Source organism: Stenotrophomonas sp. Sm6012, assembly GCF_030985895.1.
GTDB lineage: Bacteria > Pseudomonadota > Gammaproteobacteria > Xanthomonadales > Xanthomonadaceae > Stenotrophomonas > Stenotrophomonas forensis.
In genome coordinates this window covers 1-19,054 of the sequence record NZ_JAPTFX010000087.1, presented here as the reverse complement: position 1 = coordinate 19,054, position 19,054 = coordinate 1, and the positions used below count along the sequence as shown (strand labels likewise).

Genomic DNA, 19,054 nt, shown 5'->3' with positions numbered 1-19,054 from the left:
GGCTGCTCCAGCCAGGATTCCAGTTCCAGGAAGGCGTCGGTGGCCAGGCAGTCGATCTGCAGGCGGTTGTCGCCGCAGACCGATTCGGTGCCTTCGAAGCGTTCGACGACCAGGCCTTCCTCGGGTCCCTTCAGCTGGATCAGGCGTTCGCGATGGGACAGCGAAGCAAGGGATGCGAGCAGTGCGGAGCTTGGGATGTCCATATCATCAGGCTCATGGCAGGGTGATCGTGATGTGGGCAGTGCGCTCGGGCATCTGCACCACGTCGTTGTAGGCCGCCAACTGCTGGCGCGTCTCATGGCCAAGATAGGTGCGCATGCCGAAGAAGGCGACGATGCCAAAACAGCCGACCACCACCGCCGGCAGCCACAACGGCACCACGCGGCGCAGGCTGTGGCGAACATTGTCCGGCGGCAGCGCGTGAGGTGCGAAACCGTGGCGTTTGCCCTTCAGGTAGACGATCTCATCGCCCAGGCGGGCGGTCAGGTAGCCCAGCTTCTCGGTGCCTTCCAGCCGGTACTTGCCTTCGAAGCCCATCAGCAGGCAGTAGTGATAGACCTCCAGCGAGGGCAGGCGCGCGGCGCCCTGTCGGCGCAGCTCTTCCAGGCGGTCGAAGAAATGCTCGCCGGCCAGGTGCTCACCGAACAGACGCAGCTGCAGCGGGTTGCGTTCCCAGGTCTCGTGCAACGGCGAGGGCTGTGACAGGATCGCCTCGTCCACGGCAGCACAGAATGCGTACTTGGCAGCGTAGACATCCTCGGACGCCACGCCCAGGCGCATCGCATTGCGCTCCACGCCATCGAGGAACTTCTGCACCGTCTGCACGAAGCTCTCCGCATCATGCGGCAGCTGCCCGCGCTTGAGCAGCAACAGGAGGTAGAAACCGTCGGACATCAGGTCCTGCAGGCTCTGTGGGTTGGCGGCCTGTGGTGTGGGATTGGCCATCGCGCCGTTGGCGGTCAGCGACGGCATCGGGCCCGGGGTCGGGGGCAGGGGGGAATTCATCATGAGGTCACCGCCACAAGTTCCATCTTCAGCTCGGCAATGCCGGCCGGCACGTAGATCATCACCGACTGCGCCTTGAGCATGCGCTCATACAGCGCGCCGCGCGCGTCCAGTTCGAAGTAGTGGCTGCCAGGGCGCACCGGAATCGCAGCAGGCACCTGTGCGGCATGGGCCAGCTTCACGCCCGGCAACGCAGACAGCACGCACTTCTCCACGTCATCCGGAGCGCCGACCTTGAATCGCACCGGCACGCTCTGGATCAGTTCCTGTGCCGGCAGCGACGCCGACACCGACAGGTAGAACGAGGCGTTGCCATCGATGCGCTGCGAGTCCAGCCGGCCCAGGTGGTAGGACGGCTTGATCTCGTTGAGCGCGATCTTGAAGTAGCGCGTGGAAATCACCGTATCCAGCAGTGCGCGCACGATCTCCAGCAGCTTGCGGAACGAGGCTTCCGGCTGATCGTGGCGATACACCGGCAGGTCGCCCAGCTGGTAGGCATTGGAGAAGGTGAGCAGTGCGCCGGCCATGCGCAGCAGTTCCTGGTGCAGGCGCTCGGGATGCAGCTGTGGATGATGCAACAGATGCGCCAGCGCACTGAACGAACTGTTGATGGTGTGGAGCAGCCAGAACGAGGCGATATCGCCGGAGCGGAACTCGATGATGTTCTGCGAGGTCTGCCGATGCAGGCCATACAGTGCGTCCACCTTGGCCTGCAGCGCGTCGAGCACCGCGCGCAGTTCGCGGTGCAGGAACGGCGAGGCCTGCAGCTGCGCGCACGGCGGAATGAACTCGTCATCCAGCTCGAAGCCGCCGCTGGAGGTGCGCCGCACGCGTGCCACCGGTACGGTGGCGTAGGCATCGCGTGGCTGATCATCGGTCAGCAGCTTCACCGCCTTGCTGAGGAACGCCAGTTCGGCTTCCACCGCATCGGTGAACAGGTCCTGGGTGTCACGATTGACCTGGCGGTAGCGGGCCAGCGCGGTGCCCTCGGCATCGGCGCAGTTGGCGCCATCATCGCGCAGCAGTGGCAATGCCAGGTAGACCACGGTGGACTGCACGCCCGGCGGCAGATCCTGCAGCGACACCGCATCGGGCAGGCTGTCATGGGCCGGCGCGTCGTAGGTCTCGCCATCGGGAAACACCGCCGAGAGGTCGAGCGGACGCAGCGTGCCGCCGGCAAGTGCATGTGGATCGAAACGCACCCGGCGCGCACCCCAGGCGTAGGGATGCAGCGTCTGCGAAAGGTCCTGCAGCCGCGCTTCGTGATAGGCGTCCTGACGCTGGAAATGCTGGGGGCGCAGGAACAGCCCTTCACCCCAGAGAACCTTCGACATCCTGCTTACATAAGCCACGTTCAATCCTTGGAAATAGCTCGAAAAAATCGCCCTGGTGGGCCGGTTCCATTATCGTCGCGCTCCGCTGCGACAAAACTCCCCATCCAGTAATGTGAAAGTGTGAGTCACTTCGCACATTCAGCGGGCCGGGGCAAACCTTGCACTGGCGATACTATCGCATCGACGAATTTGGGTGCCAGAATTCCGGCGCGATGCTATTTCGCGCCTGCACAACGGATTGATGCAAGACTGCCCGGATCTCCGGAGATGCGCGTCAACAAGGCTTTGCTGTCACTGGTCAGCGCACAGGCATGGACGCCGATGGTGACCCCGTCCTGTGGCAGGGTCTTGCCCTTGGTGTCGAATGCGAGCCGCCAGCGATTCTCGGCCGGGGCGCGGAACAGGGCGACCACGCCAAGCACTGCACTTCCTTCACTCAACTGCTCGGACAATTCCTGCCGGGCACCGGGGGTCAGTACGACTTCGTTGACCGACAGCAGGTCCGCACCCAGGGCCGCCTGCTCGCCGGCCTGGTCCAGGAAGGCGTTGAAGGGGGCCTGTTCGAAGCGCTGCAGGCTGCGCAGGTGGTAGATCTTGACCACCGCGGCAGTGGCCCGCTTGTCATTGCCGGCATTGAGGTTGCTGCCGGCATACAGGCGAAGCGGGACGGTCGGGGGCGCCTGGGGCTTTTCCTCACGGATGCCGACCGCCTGCAGGGTCTTGTCCATCGCTTTACCCAACTTGCTGTCGCTGGCGCAACCTGCCAGGGAACCGGACATAATCAGGGAGAAAATCGTGACGGAGATCACGCGGCGGAATCGGAAAGGTTGCGCATTCATGTGCAGTCGGCGGGCTCGGAGTGCGGGGTAAAAGGTGCGCGTATATGCGTTTTTGCTCGCGAATATCACATCGGGATGTGAAGAGTGTGTCTACCGGATTCGCCATATTCTTGACGAAATTCACTATACCGGCGCGTATTCGCGAATGTACACTGCCGCCGACAGGGGCAGGAATCCCGTGTGTTGTATCGGCGGAGATTCGGCTTCCTTTAGGAACTAATTTCGACGAGGGATCACTATGGAAGTGAAGGCAATGGGGAAGGCTGTGTACCGGCCGATGTTCGCGCTGATGATGTTCTCGGGCCTGGCGGCCTGCGCATCAGCACCGAAGAAGGCCGAGGTCGTGCCGTTCGAAACCACGCTGAGCAATGCGGAGGCGCAGGTCACCGCTGGCGGTGCCGATGCCGCGATCAGTGCGTTCGAAGTGGCGGCCAAGGCCGACCCGACGCGCAAGGAGCCGTGGGTGCGCATCGCACAGCTGCAGTTCGATCAGGGCCAGTACGCCCGCGCGATCGTCGCGGCGGAAGAGGTACTTCAGCGCGATCCCAACGATCTGGTGGCCGATGGCGTGATCACCGTTGCCGGTTTCCGCGTTGCCAACCAGTCGCTCACCCGCCTGCAGGGGCGTGGTGCACTGGCGTCGGACACCGCACGCAAGGAAGCACAGACGCTGGCCACCACCCTGCGCAACACCATGGGTGATGCCATTCTCGATCCGACGCCCAAGCCCAAGCCGCGCAGCCGCGCCCGCGCAGGTCGTGCCGTCGCTCCGGCCGCCAACGCGCAGCCCGCCGCCACGCAGCCGGCCAAGCCCGCTGCCCGCTCGAACACCGCCGATCCGTTCCAGAACATCGGCAACTGATCCGGAACCGGCCCCAGTCAGGAGACACTCATGGCCAAGAAGGAAAGCATCCAGAAGCGGCTGCAGAAGATCCGCCCGCCGCGCGTCCAGCTCACCTACGATGTGGAGAAGGGTGACGCGATCGAGCAGAAGGAACTGCCGTTCGTGGTAGGCGTGATGGGCGATTTCAGTGGCAACCCGGAGCAGCCGCTGCCGAAGGTGAAGGATCGCAAGTTCGTCAACGTCGATCTGGACAACTTCGATGAAGTGATGGAAGGCATCGCGCCGCGCGCGGTGTATCGCGTGCCGAACAGGATCAGCGACGAAGGTGGCGAGTTCGGCGTCGAGCTGAAGTTCAATTCGATCGAGGATTTCCGCCCCGAATCGGTGGTGGAGCAGATCGAGCCGTTGCGCCGGTTGCTCGAGTCCCGTACCAAGCTGGCTGATCTTCGCAACAAGCTGGCTGGCAACGAGAAGCTGGAAGACCTGCTGACCGATGTGCTCAACAACACCGAGCAGCTGAAGAAGCTCGGCGTGACCAAGGAGGACTGACCCATGTCAGCTGAAGCCAGCCAGTTGGCCGCCCAGGCCGTCGAAACCGAAGAGGTGGGCCTGCTCGACCAGATCGTCGAGAAGAGCAAGGTCGCCAAGTCCAAGACCGAGCATGATCGCGCCAAGGACATCATCGCCGCCCTGGCGAAGGAAGTCCTCGACGGCACCGTGGTGGTCTCCGACAACCTCAACCTGACCCTTGACGCACGCATCGCCGAGATCGACCGGATCATTTCCGAGCAGCTCAGCGCGGTCATGCATGCCGAGCCGTTCCAGAAGCTGGAAGGCAGCTGGCGGGGCCTGCATTACCTGTGCCAGCAGACCTCCACTGGCCCGAACATGAAGATCAAGGTCTTCAATTCGCCGCAGAAGGACCTGGTCAAGGACTTCAAGTCGGCCATCGACTTTGACCAGAGCGCGCTGTTCAAGAAGGTCTACGAGGAGGAATTCGGCACGTTCGGCGGTGCACCGTTCGGCGCGCTGATCGGTGACTACTTCCTGGGCCGCCAGCCGGAGGACATGTACTTCATCGAGCAGATGTCGCACGTGGCCGCAGCGGCGCATGCGCCGTTCATTTCCGCAGCTGGCGAAGGCATGTTCGGCCTGGAAACGTTCACCGACCTGGGCAAGCCGCGTGACCTGGCCAAGGTGTTCGACACCGTCGAGTACGCCAAGTGGAAGTCGTTCCGCGAGAGCGAGGACAGCCGCTACGTGGGCCTGACCATGCCGCGCTTCCTCGGCCGCCTGCCGTACAACCCGAAGGACGGCACCACGGTCGAGGGGTTCAACTTCGTCGAAGAGATCGAAGCAGCCGATCACAGCAAGTTTCTGTGGTGCAACACCGCCTACGCGATGGGTGCGCGCCTGACCCAGGCGTTCGAGAGCTTCGGCTGGTGCGCGGCCATCCGCGGCGTGGAGGGCGGTGGCCTGGTCGAAGACCTGCCGACCCATACCTTCCGCACCGACGATGGCGAAGTGGCGCTGAAATGCCCGACCGAAGTGGCGATCACCGATCGTCGTGAAAAAGAGCTCAGTGACCTCGGCTTCATGCCGTTGGTGCACTGCAAGAATACCGACTACGCCGCGTTCTTCGGCGCTCAGTCGGCACAGAAGCCGAAGAAGTACAACACCGATTCGGCCAATGCCAATGCGATCCTGTCTGCACAGCTGCAGTACATCTTCGCGGTCTCGCGCATCGCCCATTACCTCAAGGCGATGATGCGCGAGAAGATCGGCAGCTTCGCTTCGGCGGGCAACGTCGAGGAATTCCTGAACCGTTGGATCGCCCAGTACGTACTGCTGGACGACAACGCGTCGCAGGAAGCCAAGGCGCAGTTCCCGCTGCGTGAAGCCTCTGTGCAGGTTTCGGAGGTGCCGGGCAAGCCCGGTGTCTACCGCGCGGTGGCCTTCATCAGGCCGCATTTCCAGCTCGATGAGCTGTCTGTTTCGTTGCGTCTGGTCGCCGAACTGCCGGCGTCCGCGAAAAAGTCGTAACGATTTGCTTCAACTAAGCGTCCAGGGGAGTCCGCTCCCCGGATTGCAGTGACGCTTATTTCAAGAGGGCGTAGCCCCCCTTAACCGCCAGGCCCGCGCTTGGCACATCAAATCTCACGGAAGAACGGAATTTAGGAGACCAGATATGCAGCACGCTTTCCTCTCGATTGACACCATCAAGGGCGAGTCGCACGACGACAAGCACAAGGACTGGATCGAAATCCAGTCGTTCTCGCAGGACCTGTTGCAGCCGCGTTCGGCCACCGCGTCGACCTCCGGCGGCACCACCGCAGCCCGCGTGAACCTGTCCCCGATCGAAATCACCAAGTCGATCGACCTCGCCTCCACGGCCCTCAACCAGGCCGCCTCCAACGGCACCACCTTCCCGAAGGCGCAGATCCAGTTCATGCGCGCCGACAAGGACGGCAACGCGATCAATTACTACACGGTCGAGCTGCTGAACGTGCTGGTCCACCGCGTCACCACCACGGTGGACAAGGAAGGCATGCCCCAGGAAGTTGTTCAGTTGAGCTTCGGCGCCATCAAGTGGACTTACCAGCAGCAGAAGCCGGAAGGCGGCGTTGGTGGCAAGACCGTCGCGCAGTGGAGTGCAACCAAGAACATCCCGAACTACACCGTGTGATGCTGTGTCGCTGCGATGGCGCCTCGTGCGCCATCGCAGTCTGATCGCCGGGCAAGGCCAGGAACGGCCTTGCCTTTGATGCACCGCTGCCGCCCGCACGGATGCCGAACCTGAGTGGATCGACCAATGAAGGGACTCGAACCCAGCCTGCTGGAAAAACTGTTCGACGACGCCCCCAAGCAGACGGGCGCCGGGCCGGTCTTCAAGTCCGTCTCGCTGGAGCAGTACAAGGAATCCATCGCCCGCGACCTGGAGGGGCTGTTGAACTCGCGCGCCGCGTTCCAGGAAGGCGACATGAAGGAATTCCCCAATTGCCGGCAATCGCTGCTGACCTACGGGTTGGCGGACTTCTCCGCGATGAGCCTGGCCAACGCCTACGATCGTGCTGCCATCTGCCGCTCGCTGGAGCAGGCCGTGGCGCGCCATGAGCGCCGCCTGCGCAACGTCAACGTCCATCTGGATGCGGGCAACCAGTTTGCCGGCGGGCTGCATTTCACCATCCATGCGCTGCTCGACCTGGAGCCTGCGCGCGAGCCGGTCAGCTTCGATGCGATGCTGCAACCCTCGACCCTGCAGTACCAGGTCACCCGCGCACGTCGCACGCAGGCCGCCTGATGCAGGACCTGCTGCCTTACTACGAACGCGAGCTGGGGTACCTCCGCCGTTATGGGCGCGAGTTCGCCGAGCGCTACCCGAAGATCGCCGGTCGCCTGCAGCTCTCTGCCGAGGGCAGCCAGGACCCACATGTCGAGCGCCTGATCGAGGCCTTCGCGCTGCTTAGTGCACGCGTATCCAAGCGCATCGAGGATGACTATCCCGAGTTCACCGACGCACTGCTGGATGTGCTCTATCCGCACTATCTGCGGCCATTCCCCTCCTGCTCGATCGCCCATTTCGATACCGAAGGGGTGGCCTCCAAACTGAGCGCGCCGGTACGCGTGCCGCGTGGAACCGCCGTCCAGAGCCGTCCGGTCCGGGGCGTGCCCTGCGATTTCCGTACGGCCTACGATGTGGTGCTGGCGCCGGTCGGCGTGCAGCAGGTGGTGTATCGCAGCGTCGCCGATGCACCAATGGCGACGACCCTGCCGGCCGGAACCGGTGGCCAGATCTCGATGGGCTTCCAGCTGCTGTCCGATCAGCTGGGTTTTCACCAGTTGGGCACCGATCGCCTGCGCCTGTTCCTCGATGGCGAGCCCTCGGTACGGGCTGCGCTGCGCGATGCCCTGATGCTTGGCGTGAAGGCGGCCTACGTCGAATCCGATGGCGACGGACGCTGGCGGCGCCTGGACAGCGTGCCGTTGAGCCCGGTCGGATTCGCCGACGATGAGGCCCTGATCGACTTTCCGGCGCGCTCGCACCCGGCCTATCGGCTGTTGACCGAACTGTTCGCGTATCCCGAGAAATTCGGCTTCGTCGACCTGCACCTGCCGTCGGTGACGGCGGGCGCCAGCCGACGCTTCACCCTTCACCTGGTGCTGCACGCCCAGGGCCAGGACCGGGGCAATGCGATGGTGCTGGAGGAGCTGGGCGCGCATAACGTGCGACTTGGCTGCACGCCCATCGTCAATCTGTTCCGCACCAGCGGCGAGCCGATCCGTGTCACCCATCGTACGGTGAACTACCCGGTGCTGGCGGATGCACGCCGCGCGTTCGCCTATGAAGTGCATTCAATCGACTCGGTGCACCGCATCCGGCAGACGCCGCAGGGCGAGCTGATCCAGGCATTCCGGCCGTTCTATTCGCTGCATCATGGCGAAGACCCCGAGCGCACCGGCCAGTACTGGGTGGCGCGGCGGGACGAAGACATCGCGCGGCAGAGCCCGGGTTTCGAAACCGAGATCAGTTTCGTCGACCTGTCGTTCAATCCGGTACTGCCGCAGACCGATACGGTCAGCCTGGAGCTGACCTGCAGCAATCGCGACCTGCCCAACCAGCTGGCGTTCGGTGTGGCCGGAGGCGACCTGACCATCGAGGGCGGCAGCCCGGCCAAGGCGATCAGCCTGCTGCGCAAGCCGACCAAGCCGCTGCGATTCCGCCATGGCCGCAACGCGCAGTGGCGCCTGATCTCGCACCTGTCGTTGAACCAGCTGTCGCTCACTGCCAGCGGGCTTCCGGCACTGAAGGAGATGCTGCGCCTGTACGACCTGTCCGGCAGCAATGTGTCGGCCCGCCAGATCGACGGCATCCTCGAGCTGCAACAGACGCCGGTGACCACCTGGATGCACGGCCGCCAGTTCGCCTCGGTGGTGCGTGGCCTGGAAATCCGCTTGACCATCAATGAGGCCCATTTCGTGGGAACCGGCGTGGCCGCCTTCGCCCAGGTGATGGACCACTTCTTTGCACTTTACGTGCATGCCAACAGCTTTACCCGACTGGTGCTGGTATCCGGCGACAGCGGAGAGGAGATCGTCCGATGCCCAGCGCGCAGCGGCGAATCGATCCTGGCGTAGCCCAGCAGCTGTTGGCCGAACCACACCGCTTCGAGTTCTTCCAGGCGGTGCGCCTGCTTGAGCAGGTGTTCCAGCGCCAGGGCGTCAAGCCCGGCCAGGCGGTGCCGATGCGCGTGCGCTTCCGCAACTCGCTGTCGCTGGGGTTTCCGGCCACCGAGTTGTCGGCCGAGGGCGAGGTGTATTCGCTCAAGGGTGAGCGGCTGTTGGACCGCGAGGCCGTGGAACAGGCGCTGCATGGTGAGGAACTCGCCGAGGTCCACCTGACGCCGCAGTTCATGGGCTTGCTGGGGACGGCCGGTGCATTGCCCCTGCACTACACCGAAACCCTGCAGCTGCGCGAGCTCTACCAGCGTGACCGGACTGCACGGGCGTTCCTGGACATCTTCTCCACCCGTGCGGTGTCACTGCATTACGCTGCCTGGAAGAAACATCGCCTGGCGCTGCAGTACGAGCTGGATCGCCGTGAGCGCTTCCTGCCGCTGGTGCTGTCGTTGCTGGGCATGGGCATGAGCGAGCTGCGCGACCGCCTGCACGAGGGCGACGGCGAGATCTTTGACCAGGCGGTGGCCTATTACGCCGGCGCGGTGCGGCAACGACCGGTCTCGGCGGCGCTGATGCAGCGCGTGCTGTCGGACTATTTCCAGGTGCCGCTGCACCTGGAGCAGTTCGTGGGCGCGTGGTACCGGGTGCCGCCGGGGCAGGCGACCCGCCTGGGCCAGGCCAACGCGGTGCTGGGCGCCAGCGCGCTGGCCGGAGACCGGGTGTGGCAGCGCGACCTGCGCCTGCGCCTGCGTATCGGGCCGCTGCGCCGCGACCAGTTCGATGCGTTCCTGCCGGGTGGCAGTGCCGCCGAAGCGTTGTCCAAATGGCTGTCGCTGCTGACCGGCGGCATTCTTGAGTATGAAGTTCGCCTGGTGCTGCGGGCCGAGGATGTACAGGGCAGCGCACTCGGTAGCGCAGGCAGCGTCCGCCTGGGCTGGGACAGCTACCTGTGCACCCGGCCGCAGGATACCTCGCGTGAGGACACCACCTATGGCATCCACACATTGCAATGACACTGCGCCGATGGCGTCCGCGCCATCGGCTCCCGAACGGTTCCAGCAAGGAGTGCGCGTTTCCGCATGAGCATCAACCTCAAGACCCTGATCAGCAAACTGGACGACACCTGCCGGCAGGCCGCCGAACGGGCGGCGAACCTGTGCATGGCACGCGGCAACTACGAGGTGGACCTGGAACACCTGTTCCTGGCCCTGCTGGAACAGCCGCAGAGCGATTTCGTGTTGATCGCACGGCGCAGCGGCATCCTGCCGGAGTCGCTGGAACGCGATCTCAACGACGAGATCAGCCAGTTCAAGACCGGCAACAGCCGCACTCCGGTGTTCTCCCAGCACATTCCCAAGCTGTTCGAGCATGCCTGGCTGATCGCCTCGCTTGACTCGGAAACCACCCGCATCCGCAGCGGCCATCTGCTGCTGGCCCTGCTGACCGAACCCGACCTGGCGCAGCTGGCTTACCGGGGCTCCAAGCTCTTCGTGCGCTTCAAGCGCGACGAGCTCAAGCACGACTTCGCCAAGCTCACCGAAGGCTCGCAGGAAGCGGTGCAGACCGTGCGCTTCGCTGATGCCTCGGCCGGCGGTGAAGCGGGCGAGGACGAGGGTGCGGTGCCGGGCGAGGCCAAGGGCGGCCTGTCGAAGACGCCCGCCCTGGACCAGTTCACCACCAACCTGACCCAGCGGGCGCGCGATGGAAAAATCGACCCGGTGATCGGCCGCGATGGCGAGATCCGCCAGGTGATCGACATCCTGATGCGCCGTCGCCAGAACAATCCGATCCTTACCGGCGAGGCCGGCGTCGGCAAGACCGCCGTAGTCGAGGGGCTGGCCCGCCGCATCGCCGACAAGGACGTGCCGGACGTGCTGCAGGGGGTGGAGCTGCACACCTTGGACATGGGCCTGCTGCAGGCTGGCGCCAGCGTCAAGGGCGAATTCGAGAACCGCCTGAAGAACGTGATTGACGAGGTCAAGAAGAGCCCGCATCCGATCATCCTGTTCATCGACGAAGCGCACACCATGATCGGTGCCGGCGGTACCGCCGGCCAGAACGATGCAGCCAACCTGCTGAAGCCGGCACTGGCTCGCGGCGAGCTGCGCACCATCGCCGCCACCACCTGGGGCGAGTACAAGAAGTACTTCGAGAAGGACGCCGCGCTGGCGCGCCGCTTCCAGGTGGTGAAGGTCGAGGAACCGAGCGAGGCGCTGGCTGCGGCGATGCTGCGTGGCATGGTCGGGCTGATGGAGGCGCACTTCAACATCCGCGTGCTGGATGAGGCGGTGACCGAAGCAGTGCGCCTGTCGCACCGCTACATCAGCGGCCGCCAGCTGCCGGACAAGGCAGTCAGCGTGCTCGACACCGCGTGTGCGAAGGTCGCGCTGGGGCAGAGCGCCACTCCGGCGATCATCGAAGACACCCGCAAGCATCTGGACCGGCTGCAGGCGGAGATTTCCGCACTTCAGCGCGAGACGGCCGGTGGCAGCGACCAGCATGGCGAACGCCTGGCTGAACTGCATGCACAACAGGCCGAAGCGCAGGCCGTGCTGGCCAGCAACGAAGAGCGCCTGGGCCGCGAACGTGACCTGGCCGGCCGCATCGCCGTACTGCGCCAGCAGATGGAGCAGGGCGAGGCTGCATCGGGCGATCCCGAGCCGTCCAACGACGACAACGAAGGCGATGTTGCCGTGGCCAAGCCGGCTGCCAAGCGCGGCAAGGCCAAGGCCGAACTCTCGCCGCAGCATGCCGAGCTGGCGCGGTTACAGGCCGAACTGCGTGAGCTGCAGGGCGAAACCCCGATGGTGCCGTTGCAGGTCGACGGCACCGTGGTGGCCGAAATCGTTTCGGCCTGGACCGGCGTGCCGCTGGGTCGCATGGTCAAGGACGAAATCCGCACCGTGCGTACGCTCGGCAATCTGTTGGTCGAGCGCGTCATCGGCCAGGACCATGCACTGGATGCGATCGCCCAGCGCGTGCGCACCGCGACCGCCAAGCTGGAAGACCCGAACAAGCCGCGTGGCGTGTTCATGTTCGTCGGCCCGTCCGGCGTCGGCAAGACCGAGACCGCGCTGGCCCTGGCCGACATCCTGTATGGCGGCGAGCGCAAGCTGGTCACCATCAACATGAGCGAGTACCAGGAAGCGCACAGCGTGTCCGGCCTGAAAGGCTCGCCGCCGGGTTACGTGGGCTACGGAGAGGGTGGCGTGCTGACCGAGGCGGTGCGCCGCAACCCGTACAGCGTGGTGCTGCTGGATGAAGTCGAGAAGGCCCATCCGGACGTGCTGGAAATGTTCTTCCAGGTGTTCGACAAGGGCATGATGGATGATGCCGAAGGCCGTGAGATCGACTTCCGCAACACGCTGATCATCCTTACCTCCAACATCGGTTCCTCGCAGATCATGCAGGCCTGCCTGAACAAGCCGGCCGAAGAGATCCCGGGTGCAGAGGCATTGTCCGACGCGTTGCGCCCGGTGCTGATGCGCACCTTCAAGCCGGCCTTCCTCGGTCGCCTGAAGGTGGTGCCGTATTACCCCATCAACGATGACGTGCTGGCGCAGATCATCACGCTCAAGCTCGGCCGCATCCGCGACCGCGTCATCGCCAATCACAAGGCCACCTTCAGCTGGGACGACAGCCTGGTGGAGGCCGTGCTTGCACGTTGCACCGAAGTGGACTCGGGTGCGCGCAACGTTGACCACATCCTCAATGGAACCCTGCTGCCGGAAATCGCCGAGAGCGTGCTGGCGGCAATGGCCGAAGGGAACCGGATCAACGCCATCAAGGTCACCGCCGGCAAGAAGGGTGACTTCAAATACAAAGTGTCATGACACTGAGCAGAAGGAGAACGCTGATGGAATTCTATGGATTTGACCGCGAAGCGGCCCTCAACCACTGCGACAGCCTGGAGCTGGGGCTGGGCCGTGAACTGGACCGCGTGCGTGCCTGGAACCGGCTGCGCCCGGAGCACGTGATCGAGCTGCTGGACACCGCCGTGCCCGCCGCCCGCCAGGATGCCCGCAACGTCGCCGCGCAGATCAGCCGCGGTTCGTGGCGCATCCACATGGATGCCCCGGTGGTTGGCAAACCGCAGCTGGTGAGCAACGTACGCGAACTGCAGATCACCGCCGGCGGCCGCGATTACCGCCTGAAGATCAGCGAGGGCGTGCGCCTGCAGCTGGAAGAGATCGTCCAGGCTGCCTGATGGCCGTGCGTGCCTGCGCCCCGGTCGGGACGCAGGCCGCGCGGGCGCGGGAAGCGGAGTACACCGATGCGCATGCCGCATGCAGACCACCTTGAGGCACGGGAAGTAGGGGAAGCACCATGGATCTGGTAAACAACCTGCGGGCCGCGCTGGCCGGCCCTTCGCACGCCCAGCGCTTCCTGCGGCTGCACACGTCGCTGGGGAGCGATGTGCTGGTGGCCGAAACCCTCGATGGCGTCGAGCAGATCGACGGCATGGGTTTCCAATGGACGATCACTGCACTGTCGCTGGATGCCGGCCTGTCACTGGCGCCGCTGATCGGGCAGAGCGCGCTGCTGCAGCTGCAGCAGGCCGATGGCAGCCTGCGCCCGTTGCACGGTCGCATCACCGCCGCCGAGCGGCTGGGCAGCAATGGCGGCCTGGCGCGCTATCGGCTGCGCCTGCAGCCGTGGCTGGCGTTCCTGTCGCAGCGGGTGGACAGCTACGTCTTCCACGACAAGACCGTGGTCGAGATCGTCGAGGACCTGTTCGCCGACTACAGCGGGCTGGCACCGGCCTGGCGCTGGTCGCTGGGTGACGCCAGCCAGTACGCGCGGCGCAGCCTGACCACGCAGTACCAGGAAAGCGACCTGGCCTTCGTCCAGCGCCTGCTGGCCGAGGAGGGCATCTATTACTGGTTCGAGCATGCCGGCGAGCCCGGCGGCGCGGACTTCGGCACGCACACCCTGGTGCTGGCCGATCACAGCAACGACACCACCGAACTGGGCCGCGTGCGCTTCCACCGCCGCGACGAGAGCGAGCGCAGCGACAGCGTGCAGCAGTGGTCCACCGCGCACCGTTGGCGGCCGGGCAAGGTCGAGCGTACGACCTGGGACTACCGCACCCTGGAGCGTCGCCAGGCCAGCGCCGAGGCCGGGCAGGGCAACGACCTGGGCATTGTCGACCGTGATACCTGCGGCCCCTATGGCTGGCAGGACAACGCACGCGGCCAGCGCCGCGCGCAGCAGCATCTGGACGCGCTGCGCGTGCGCGCCCATACCATCGATGGCGCCGGCCAATGGCGGGCACTGGCACCGGGCGCGCGCTTCGGCCTGTCGCAGCATCCGCAGGTCGGCGAGGATGCACAGTTCCTGTGCCTGTCGGTGCTGCACCAGGCGCGCAACAACCTCGATGCCGACGTGTTCGACGCTCTGGAACAGACCCTGGGTCCGTCCAGCGTGGCCGTGCCGGCGCTGCCGGATGCGCTGTCCGGGCTGGCCTATGGCCAGGCGCCGGGCGAGGTGTCCACCGCGTTCTACGACAACCGCTTCGTCGCCATCCCGGCCGAAGTGAACTACCGGCCACAGACCGAGGACGGCCACGGCGCGCACCTGCATCCGCGGCCGACCATCACCGGCACGCTCAGCGCGATCGTGGTCAGCGATGGCGACCCGCTGCTGTCCGACCGCGACCATCGCATCAAGGTGCAGTTCCCGTGGCAGCGCGGCGGCAACGCCAGCAGCGGCCTGGCCCATCCCGGCGGCGATGACAACGCACCGGCCAACGGAGGCGCCTGGACCTGGGTGCGGGTGATGACCCCGTGGGCCGGCGACAACTGGGGCGGCGTGGTGCTGCCGCGGCGTGGGCAGGAAGTGCTGGTGGCGTTCCTGGAAGGCGATATCGACCGCCCGGTGGTGGTCGGTGCGGTCTACAACGGCCGTGGCCAGCAGGACGCACAGCACAACCAGATCAACGGTGGGGGCGCCACCGCCACCGGCAACGCCGCCGCCTGGTTCGAGGGCAACGACCACGCGGCGGTGTACACCGGCTTCAAGAGCCAGGCGCTGGCCGACAGCCAGGGGGGCACCGGCGGCTACCAGCAGCTGCGCTTCGACGACACGCCCGGGCAGGGCCGCGCGCAGCTGTCCACCACCCAGCACGAGACCACGCTGACCCTGGGGCATCTGAAGGGCGGCCAGGACAACGTGCGCGAGGGTGAGCGCGGCTTTGGCGTGGAGCTGTCCACGCAGGCACAGGGCGCGCTGCGTGCCGGCCGCGGCCTGCTGCTGACCACCGAGCAGGGCTCGCCGCAGATGGCCGCGCCGCAGGCATTGAGCCAGCTGCAGGAAAGCCAGCAGCTGCTGCAGCAGCTGGCCGAATCGGCCGCCAACCAGCAGGCGCAGCTGCCCGGCGAGCCGAACGAGCTGCCGGTGGACACCACCCTGACCGAGCTGCAGGAGACGCTGCGCGCCACCCATAGCGGCAGTGCCGCCGGCAGCATCGCCGGCGGCGATGGCGAGGCACCGGGCTGGAGCGCGCCGGTGCTGCTGGGCAGCGGTGTGGCCGGCGTGCTGAGCCTGACCCCGGCCGACCAGGTCTGGGTGAGCGGCACCCACACCACGCTGGCCAGTGGCGTGGCACTGAACTGGATGACGCAGGGCTCGCTGACGATGGCGGTGGCCGGCGGTCTGGTGCTGTACACCGCCGGCGTACAGCCCAGCGGTGAAAGCCCGAACCAGGAGCGTGGCATCGCGTTGCACGCCGCGCAAGGCAAGGTGAGCGCGCGTGCGCACAAGAACCAGATGATCGTGGCGGCCAAGACCAAGGTACGCATCGCCAGTACCGAAGCGGACGTGCAGCTGTCGGCACCGAGCAAGCATCTGCTGGCGACGGCGGCAGGGGCCTACATTCGCATCGAGGGCGACAACATCGAGCTGGGCGCGCCGGGCAAGGTGGAGTTCAAGGCCAGCCAGCGGGATTGGGTGGGGCCGCTGATCAGTTCGGAGGAGACCGACGTTCCAGCTGGGCAGTTCAATGGCTGCGAGCCGCACTTGAACGCAGCAGTATGCCGACAGGAAGGGTGCGCCGATGTCGGTTGAATCGTTGTGCGAACAGCTGATCGGTATCGATCGCAGCAGCGCAGGGCAATGCCACCTGCTGATGCAGCCAGCGGTAGAGCGATGCGAGATGGACGAGGCTTTCGATGCGCTGCTGGACTCGGCTGGGATCCAACCCGTTCCAATCACCATTCGGCAGATACCGGCAGCCATGTGGCCTTCCCTGATCCCGCTCGACCTGAGCAGAGGCATGCATTCCCTGCTGTCCGGCCAGGCGATGGCAATGGCGATGGAGCAGCGCTCCGTGACGTCGTTACTGACCGGGCGCCCGCAACGCGCGTGTGCCTGGCTTTGGACGCCATTGCTGCCCCGGCATCTGTCCAACCAGCTTGCCGCGCAAGCGATCGCTCACTGCCCGCACGCCCAAGGTCGAAAGCGATGGCTACGCTACTACGATCCCATGGTGACGGACCTGTTCCTGCACACATCATCGCGTTCGCAACGGGCGTATCGGTTTGCGGGCGCCACAACGTGGACATTCCTGGATCGCTGGGGGCAATTGACCATCAACAACATGGTCGCGCCCGCGCTGCCCGGCGACCCCACCGTCTCCTGGTCGGAGGTGGAATGCATCGGCGCATTGAACCAGGCCTGGATCAATGCGCTGCAGACCGGCGATCTGCCCGACCGTTCGACCTTCGCACACGTACAACGTTGTGTAGAGGAAGCGCACCGTCGCGGCGTGGCCAATGGACATGAGCTCGATCTATTCGCAAAGCATGCGATCTCCTTTGGCCCTCATTTCCACCGCCATCCCATCCTTCAGGCGCTGCTGGCGCAGGTGGAGCAGGGCGAACGGTACGACGAACTGGCATGGCGCATTGAAGACGCAGAGTGGCAGGACATACGCGCGGCAGCGTCGGGACACGCAGCTGCGATCAAGGGAGGGTTGCACACATGACGCAGCATGGTGAGGAAGGAAACGACGTGAGCGGTTCCTATACCGGCAGCAGCAACAGGGGAGTTCGCGGCAAGGACAGCCAAACCGTATCTGACCTACCTGTTGTTACCGCCGCACCGCCGGAGTCGCAGAGCCGCGCGGTCTGCGACATCTGCCGCTCTACCGGGCTCGCCATTCTGCCGGTGCGCTATACCTTGGTGCCCGACAGTTGTGACGTCGACCTGGGCGGCCTATCACCCTCGCATGTGCCCGACGCTGACATGAGTGCAGCGGGACTTGAGCATGCTCTCAGGACCATGCGCCAAGGCATGTTGTACCTGTACTACGAGAAGGGGCCTTACGGCCCTCAGTACTGGGAATGCTACGCCATTGCCGAAAACGGTACGTTGTGGCGGCAGCCTTCCGCAATGAGCGCCCGCCCCATCGTCGGAGCAGGGCTGCCGAGCTGTGGGCGCAGCGGTCACGACTACATGCGCACCGAGTTCATCACCATACCGCGTCCCGATGTGTGCGGAACGGTCTGGCTCGCCTACTCCCAGCACCCTTGGACACTCGCGACGCTGGATCGCTATGGATCCGACCCTGCGCTGCGCGCCGAGCGGATGCAGCCGATCGAGCCTGCCAGATGGATCAGGTCGGCGAGAGCGGAGGGCGACCAAGCACCGTTGAAGGATGCCGCTGGGCTGGCCCCAATCATGGAATATCGGTTGCTGGACAATCCCTCTGGCGATCCGCCGGATCTCCCTCACATCAGCGCGCTCCCGGCGGCTTCCACGCTGGATGGCGCACTCAACGTCGCACGGCTGCGAAAGCACGGCACGCGTTACCCATGGTCACGGCGGGATTACCCCCGTAACAGCGGTATCGACCCTCGCGAACAGCGCTTCAAGCTGCTGCAGCAACATAGCAGCAACGGGCGAATCGGCAGTGATCGCCAAGAGTACCCGCCCATGCTGCTGGGATTGTGGGACGCGGTGGGTGCTGTGCATGAGCTTAGTGGCTACTGCAATGACCTCGCTGCCTGCATCGGCCAGTTCAAGCGGGAGCGCGAGCTGGAGGTTTCAGCGATTGACCAGATCGAACAGATCTCGAAGTTGCTGGAGCTCAACGGCGCGGTGATGGCTGGGAACTATGCAGCGCAGACCGTGCGGGAGGAGGAACGGCAGCTTCGCGTAAGGAATCCCTCGCTTCCGTCGTGGGACCCGAGAGTGAAGATCTCCGAGGAGGAAAAACGGAGGCGGGAGCAGGCATACAAGGACATGTTTCTGCCGCTCTATTTGCAGGATGCGCAGGACGCGTGGAAGAACAAGTACTGGCCGCTGATTGATGAGCCCCGCTTTACCGCGTTCAAGAAGAACATGGATGCAATGGCGCAGATGGTGCTCGACCGGTTGGGCCCAGAGATGGCTGTGCTGGTTGCCTGGCTCCGCCATGATCTGTTTCTGGCAACGGTGGAGGACTTTGACGGCCAGTCTGCGGCGCAAGGCGTGTGGTTCGATGAAGTAATCACCGATGCCATCGCGGCGCTCGGCATGCACGAGATCGGCCGTGCATTTCTGACTGAATTGGCCAACGACACAAAAGCTACCGGAAGAGGATCCCTGCTCTGGCGAGCTGTCGCGAAGAACCAGAAAGACGCTCGCGAGGAGCTGGAGCAGACACTCTCGGCGGCGCAGGTCTGGGCCGACACAATTCTTGAGGTGACTGGCGCAAGCTGGGCGGCATTCATTGCAGGCACCGCACATCTGAAGTCTTTCTTGAGCCTTTACCGCAAGTTGGAGGTGGCGCAGAAGGAGGCTGCGCCCTCCACCGCCAGTGCCCGCATCCTTCGCGACAGTGGCGTTGATCGCTTCGTCACTACCGCAGGTGC

Annotated in this window: 15 protein-coding genes and 1 pseudogene; 12 read left to right on the top strand and 4 right to left on the bottom strand. The window is 64.9% G+C overall.

Annotated features, from left to right (window positions below):
• From O0J73_RS14685 to tssJ, 4 genes and pseudogenes are all read right to left on the bottom strand, one after another.
• Positions 1-203: pseudogene (locus O0J73_RS14685) on the bottom strand (type VI secretion system tip protein VgrG); the annotation flags it as partial.
• 10 nt (positions 204-213) lie between these two features.
• Positions 214-1,008, bottom strand: coding sequence for a type IVB secretion system protein IcmH/DotU (gene icmH, locus O0J73_RS14680; protein WP_006465477.1), 795 nt, complete (start codon positions 1,006-1,008; stop codon positions 214-216).
• Positions 1,005-2,339 (bottom strand): type VI secretion system baseplate subunit TssK, encoded by a 1,335-nt coding sequence (gene tssK, locus O0J73_RS14675; RefSeq protein ID WP_308309010.1) that lies wholly within the window; start codon positions 2,337-2,339, stop codon positions 1,005-1,007. The genes icmH and tssK overlap by 4 nt, the downstream gene beginning before the upstream one ends.
• A 215-nt stretch (positions 2,340-2,554) precedes the next feature.
• Entirely contained in the window at positions 2,555-3,178 is a 624-nt protein-coding gene (tssJ, locus tag O0J73_RS14670) for a type VI secretion system lipoprotein TssJ (RefSeq protein WP_308309011.1), read from the bottom strand.
• 253 nt (positions 3,179-3,431) lie between these two features.
• Here tssJ and O0J73_RS14665 point away from each other — a divergent pair, with 253 nt between their 5' ends.
• From O0J73_RS14665 to O0J73_RS14610, 12 genes are all read left to right on the top strand, one after another.
• A complete protein-coding gene (locus O0J73_RS14665; RefSeq protein WP_308309009.1) occupies positions 3,432-4,040 on the top strand; it encodes a tetratricopeptide repeat protein in 609 nt (202 codons plus the stop codon).
• 30 nt (positions 4,041-4,070) lie between these two features.
• Positions 4,071-4,571: a type VI secretion system contractile sheath small subunit gene (tssB, locus tag O0J73_RS14660; protein ID WP_006465402.1), complete on the top strand. Its 501-nt coding sequence runs from the start codon at positions 4,071-4,073 to the stop codon at positions 4,569-4,571.
• Between the two features lie 3 nt (positions 4,572-4,574).
• Complete coding sequence (gene tssC / locus O0J73_RS14655) at positions 4,575-6,065, top strand: type VI secretion system contractile sheath large subunit (protein WP_040007501.1); 1,491 nt, start codon at positions 4,575-4,577, stop codon at positions 6,063-6,065.
• 145 nt (positions 6,066-6,210) lie between these two features.
• On the top strand, positions 6,211-6,708 hold the full coding sequence (locus O0J73_RS14650) for a type VI secretion system tube protein Hcp (protein WP_006465355.1): 498 nt from the start codon (positions 6,211-6,213) through the stop codon (positions 6,706-6,708).
• Between the two features lie 126 nt (positions 6,709-6,834).
• Positions 6,835-7,323, top strand: coding sequence for a type VI secretion system baseplate subunit TssE (tssE, locus tag O0J73_RS14645; RefSeq protein WP_006465264.1), 489 nt, complete (start codon positions 6,835-6,837; stop codon positions 7,321-7,323).
• A complete protein-coding gene (tssF, locus tag O0J73_RS14640) occupies positions 7,323-9,158 on the top strand; it encodes a type VI secretion system baseplate subunit TssF (RefSeq protein ID WP_008268648.1) in 1,836 nt (611 codons plus the stop codon). Before tssE ends, tssF begins: the two co-directional genes overlap by 1 nt.
• Positions 9,122-10,213: a type VI secretion system baseplate subunit TssG gene (gene tssG, locus O0J73_RS14635; RefSeq protein WP_006465179.1), complete on the top strand. Its 1,092-nt coding sequence runs from the start codon at positions 9,122-9,124 to the stop codon at positions 10,211-10,213. Before tssF ends, tssG begins: the two co-directional genes overlap by 37 nt.
• A 66-nt stretch (positions 10,214-10,279) precedes the next feature.
• Entirely contained in the window at positions 10,280-13,033 is a 2,754-nt protein-coding gene (tssH, locus tag O0J73_RS14630) for a type VI secretion system ATPase TssH (RefSeq protein WP_053450035.1), read from the top strand.
• A gap of 23 nt (positions 13,034-13,056) precedes the next feature.
• Positions 13,057-13,407 carry a hypothetical protein gene (locus tag O0J73_RS14625; RefSeq protein ID WP_006465048.1) on the top strand — a complete coding sequence of 117 codons (351 nt, stop codon included), beginning with the start codon at positions 13,057-13,059 and terminating at the stop codon, positions 13,405-13,407.
• Positions 13,408-13,526: 119 nt separating this feature from the next.
• Positions 13,527-16,265, top strand: a complete 2,739-nt coding sequence (locus tag O0J73_RS14620; protein WP_308309008.1) for a type VI secretion system Vgr family protein — start codon at positions 13,527-13,529, stop codon at positions 16,263-16,265.
• On the top strand, positions 16,255-17,184 hold the full coding sequence (locus O0J73_RS14615) for a hypothetical protein (protein ID WP_308309007.1): 930 nt from the start codon (positions 16,255-16,257) through the stop codon (positions 17,182-17,184). The genes O0J73_RS14620 and O0J73_RS14615 overlap by 11 nt, the downstream gene beginning before the upstream one ends.
• Before the next feature lie 26 nt (positions 17,185-17,210).
• A partial coding sequence (locus O0J73_RS14610) for a T6SS effector BTH_I2691 family protein (RefSeq protein ID WP_308309006.1) occupies positions 17,211-19,054 on the top strand: 1,844 nt, incomplete at its 3' end.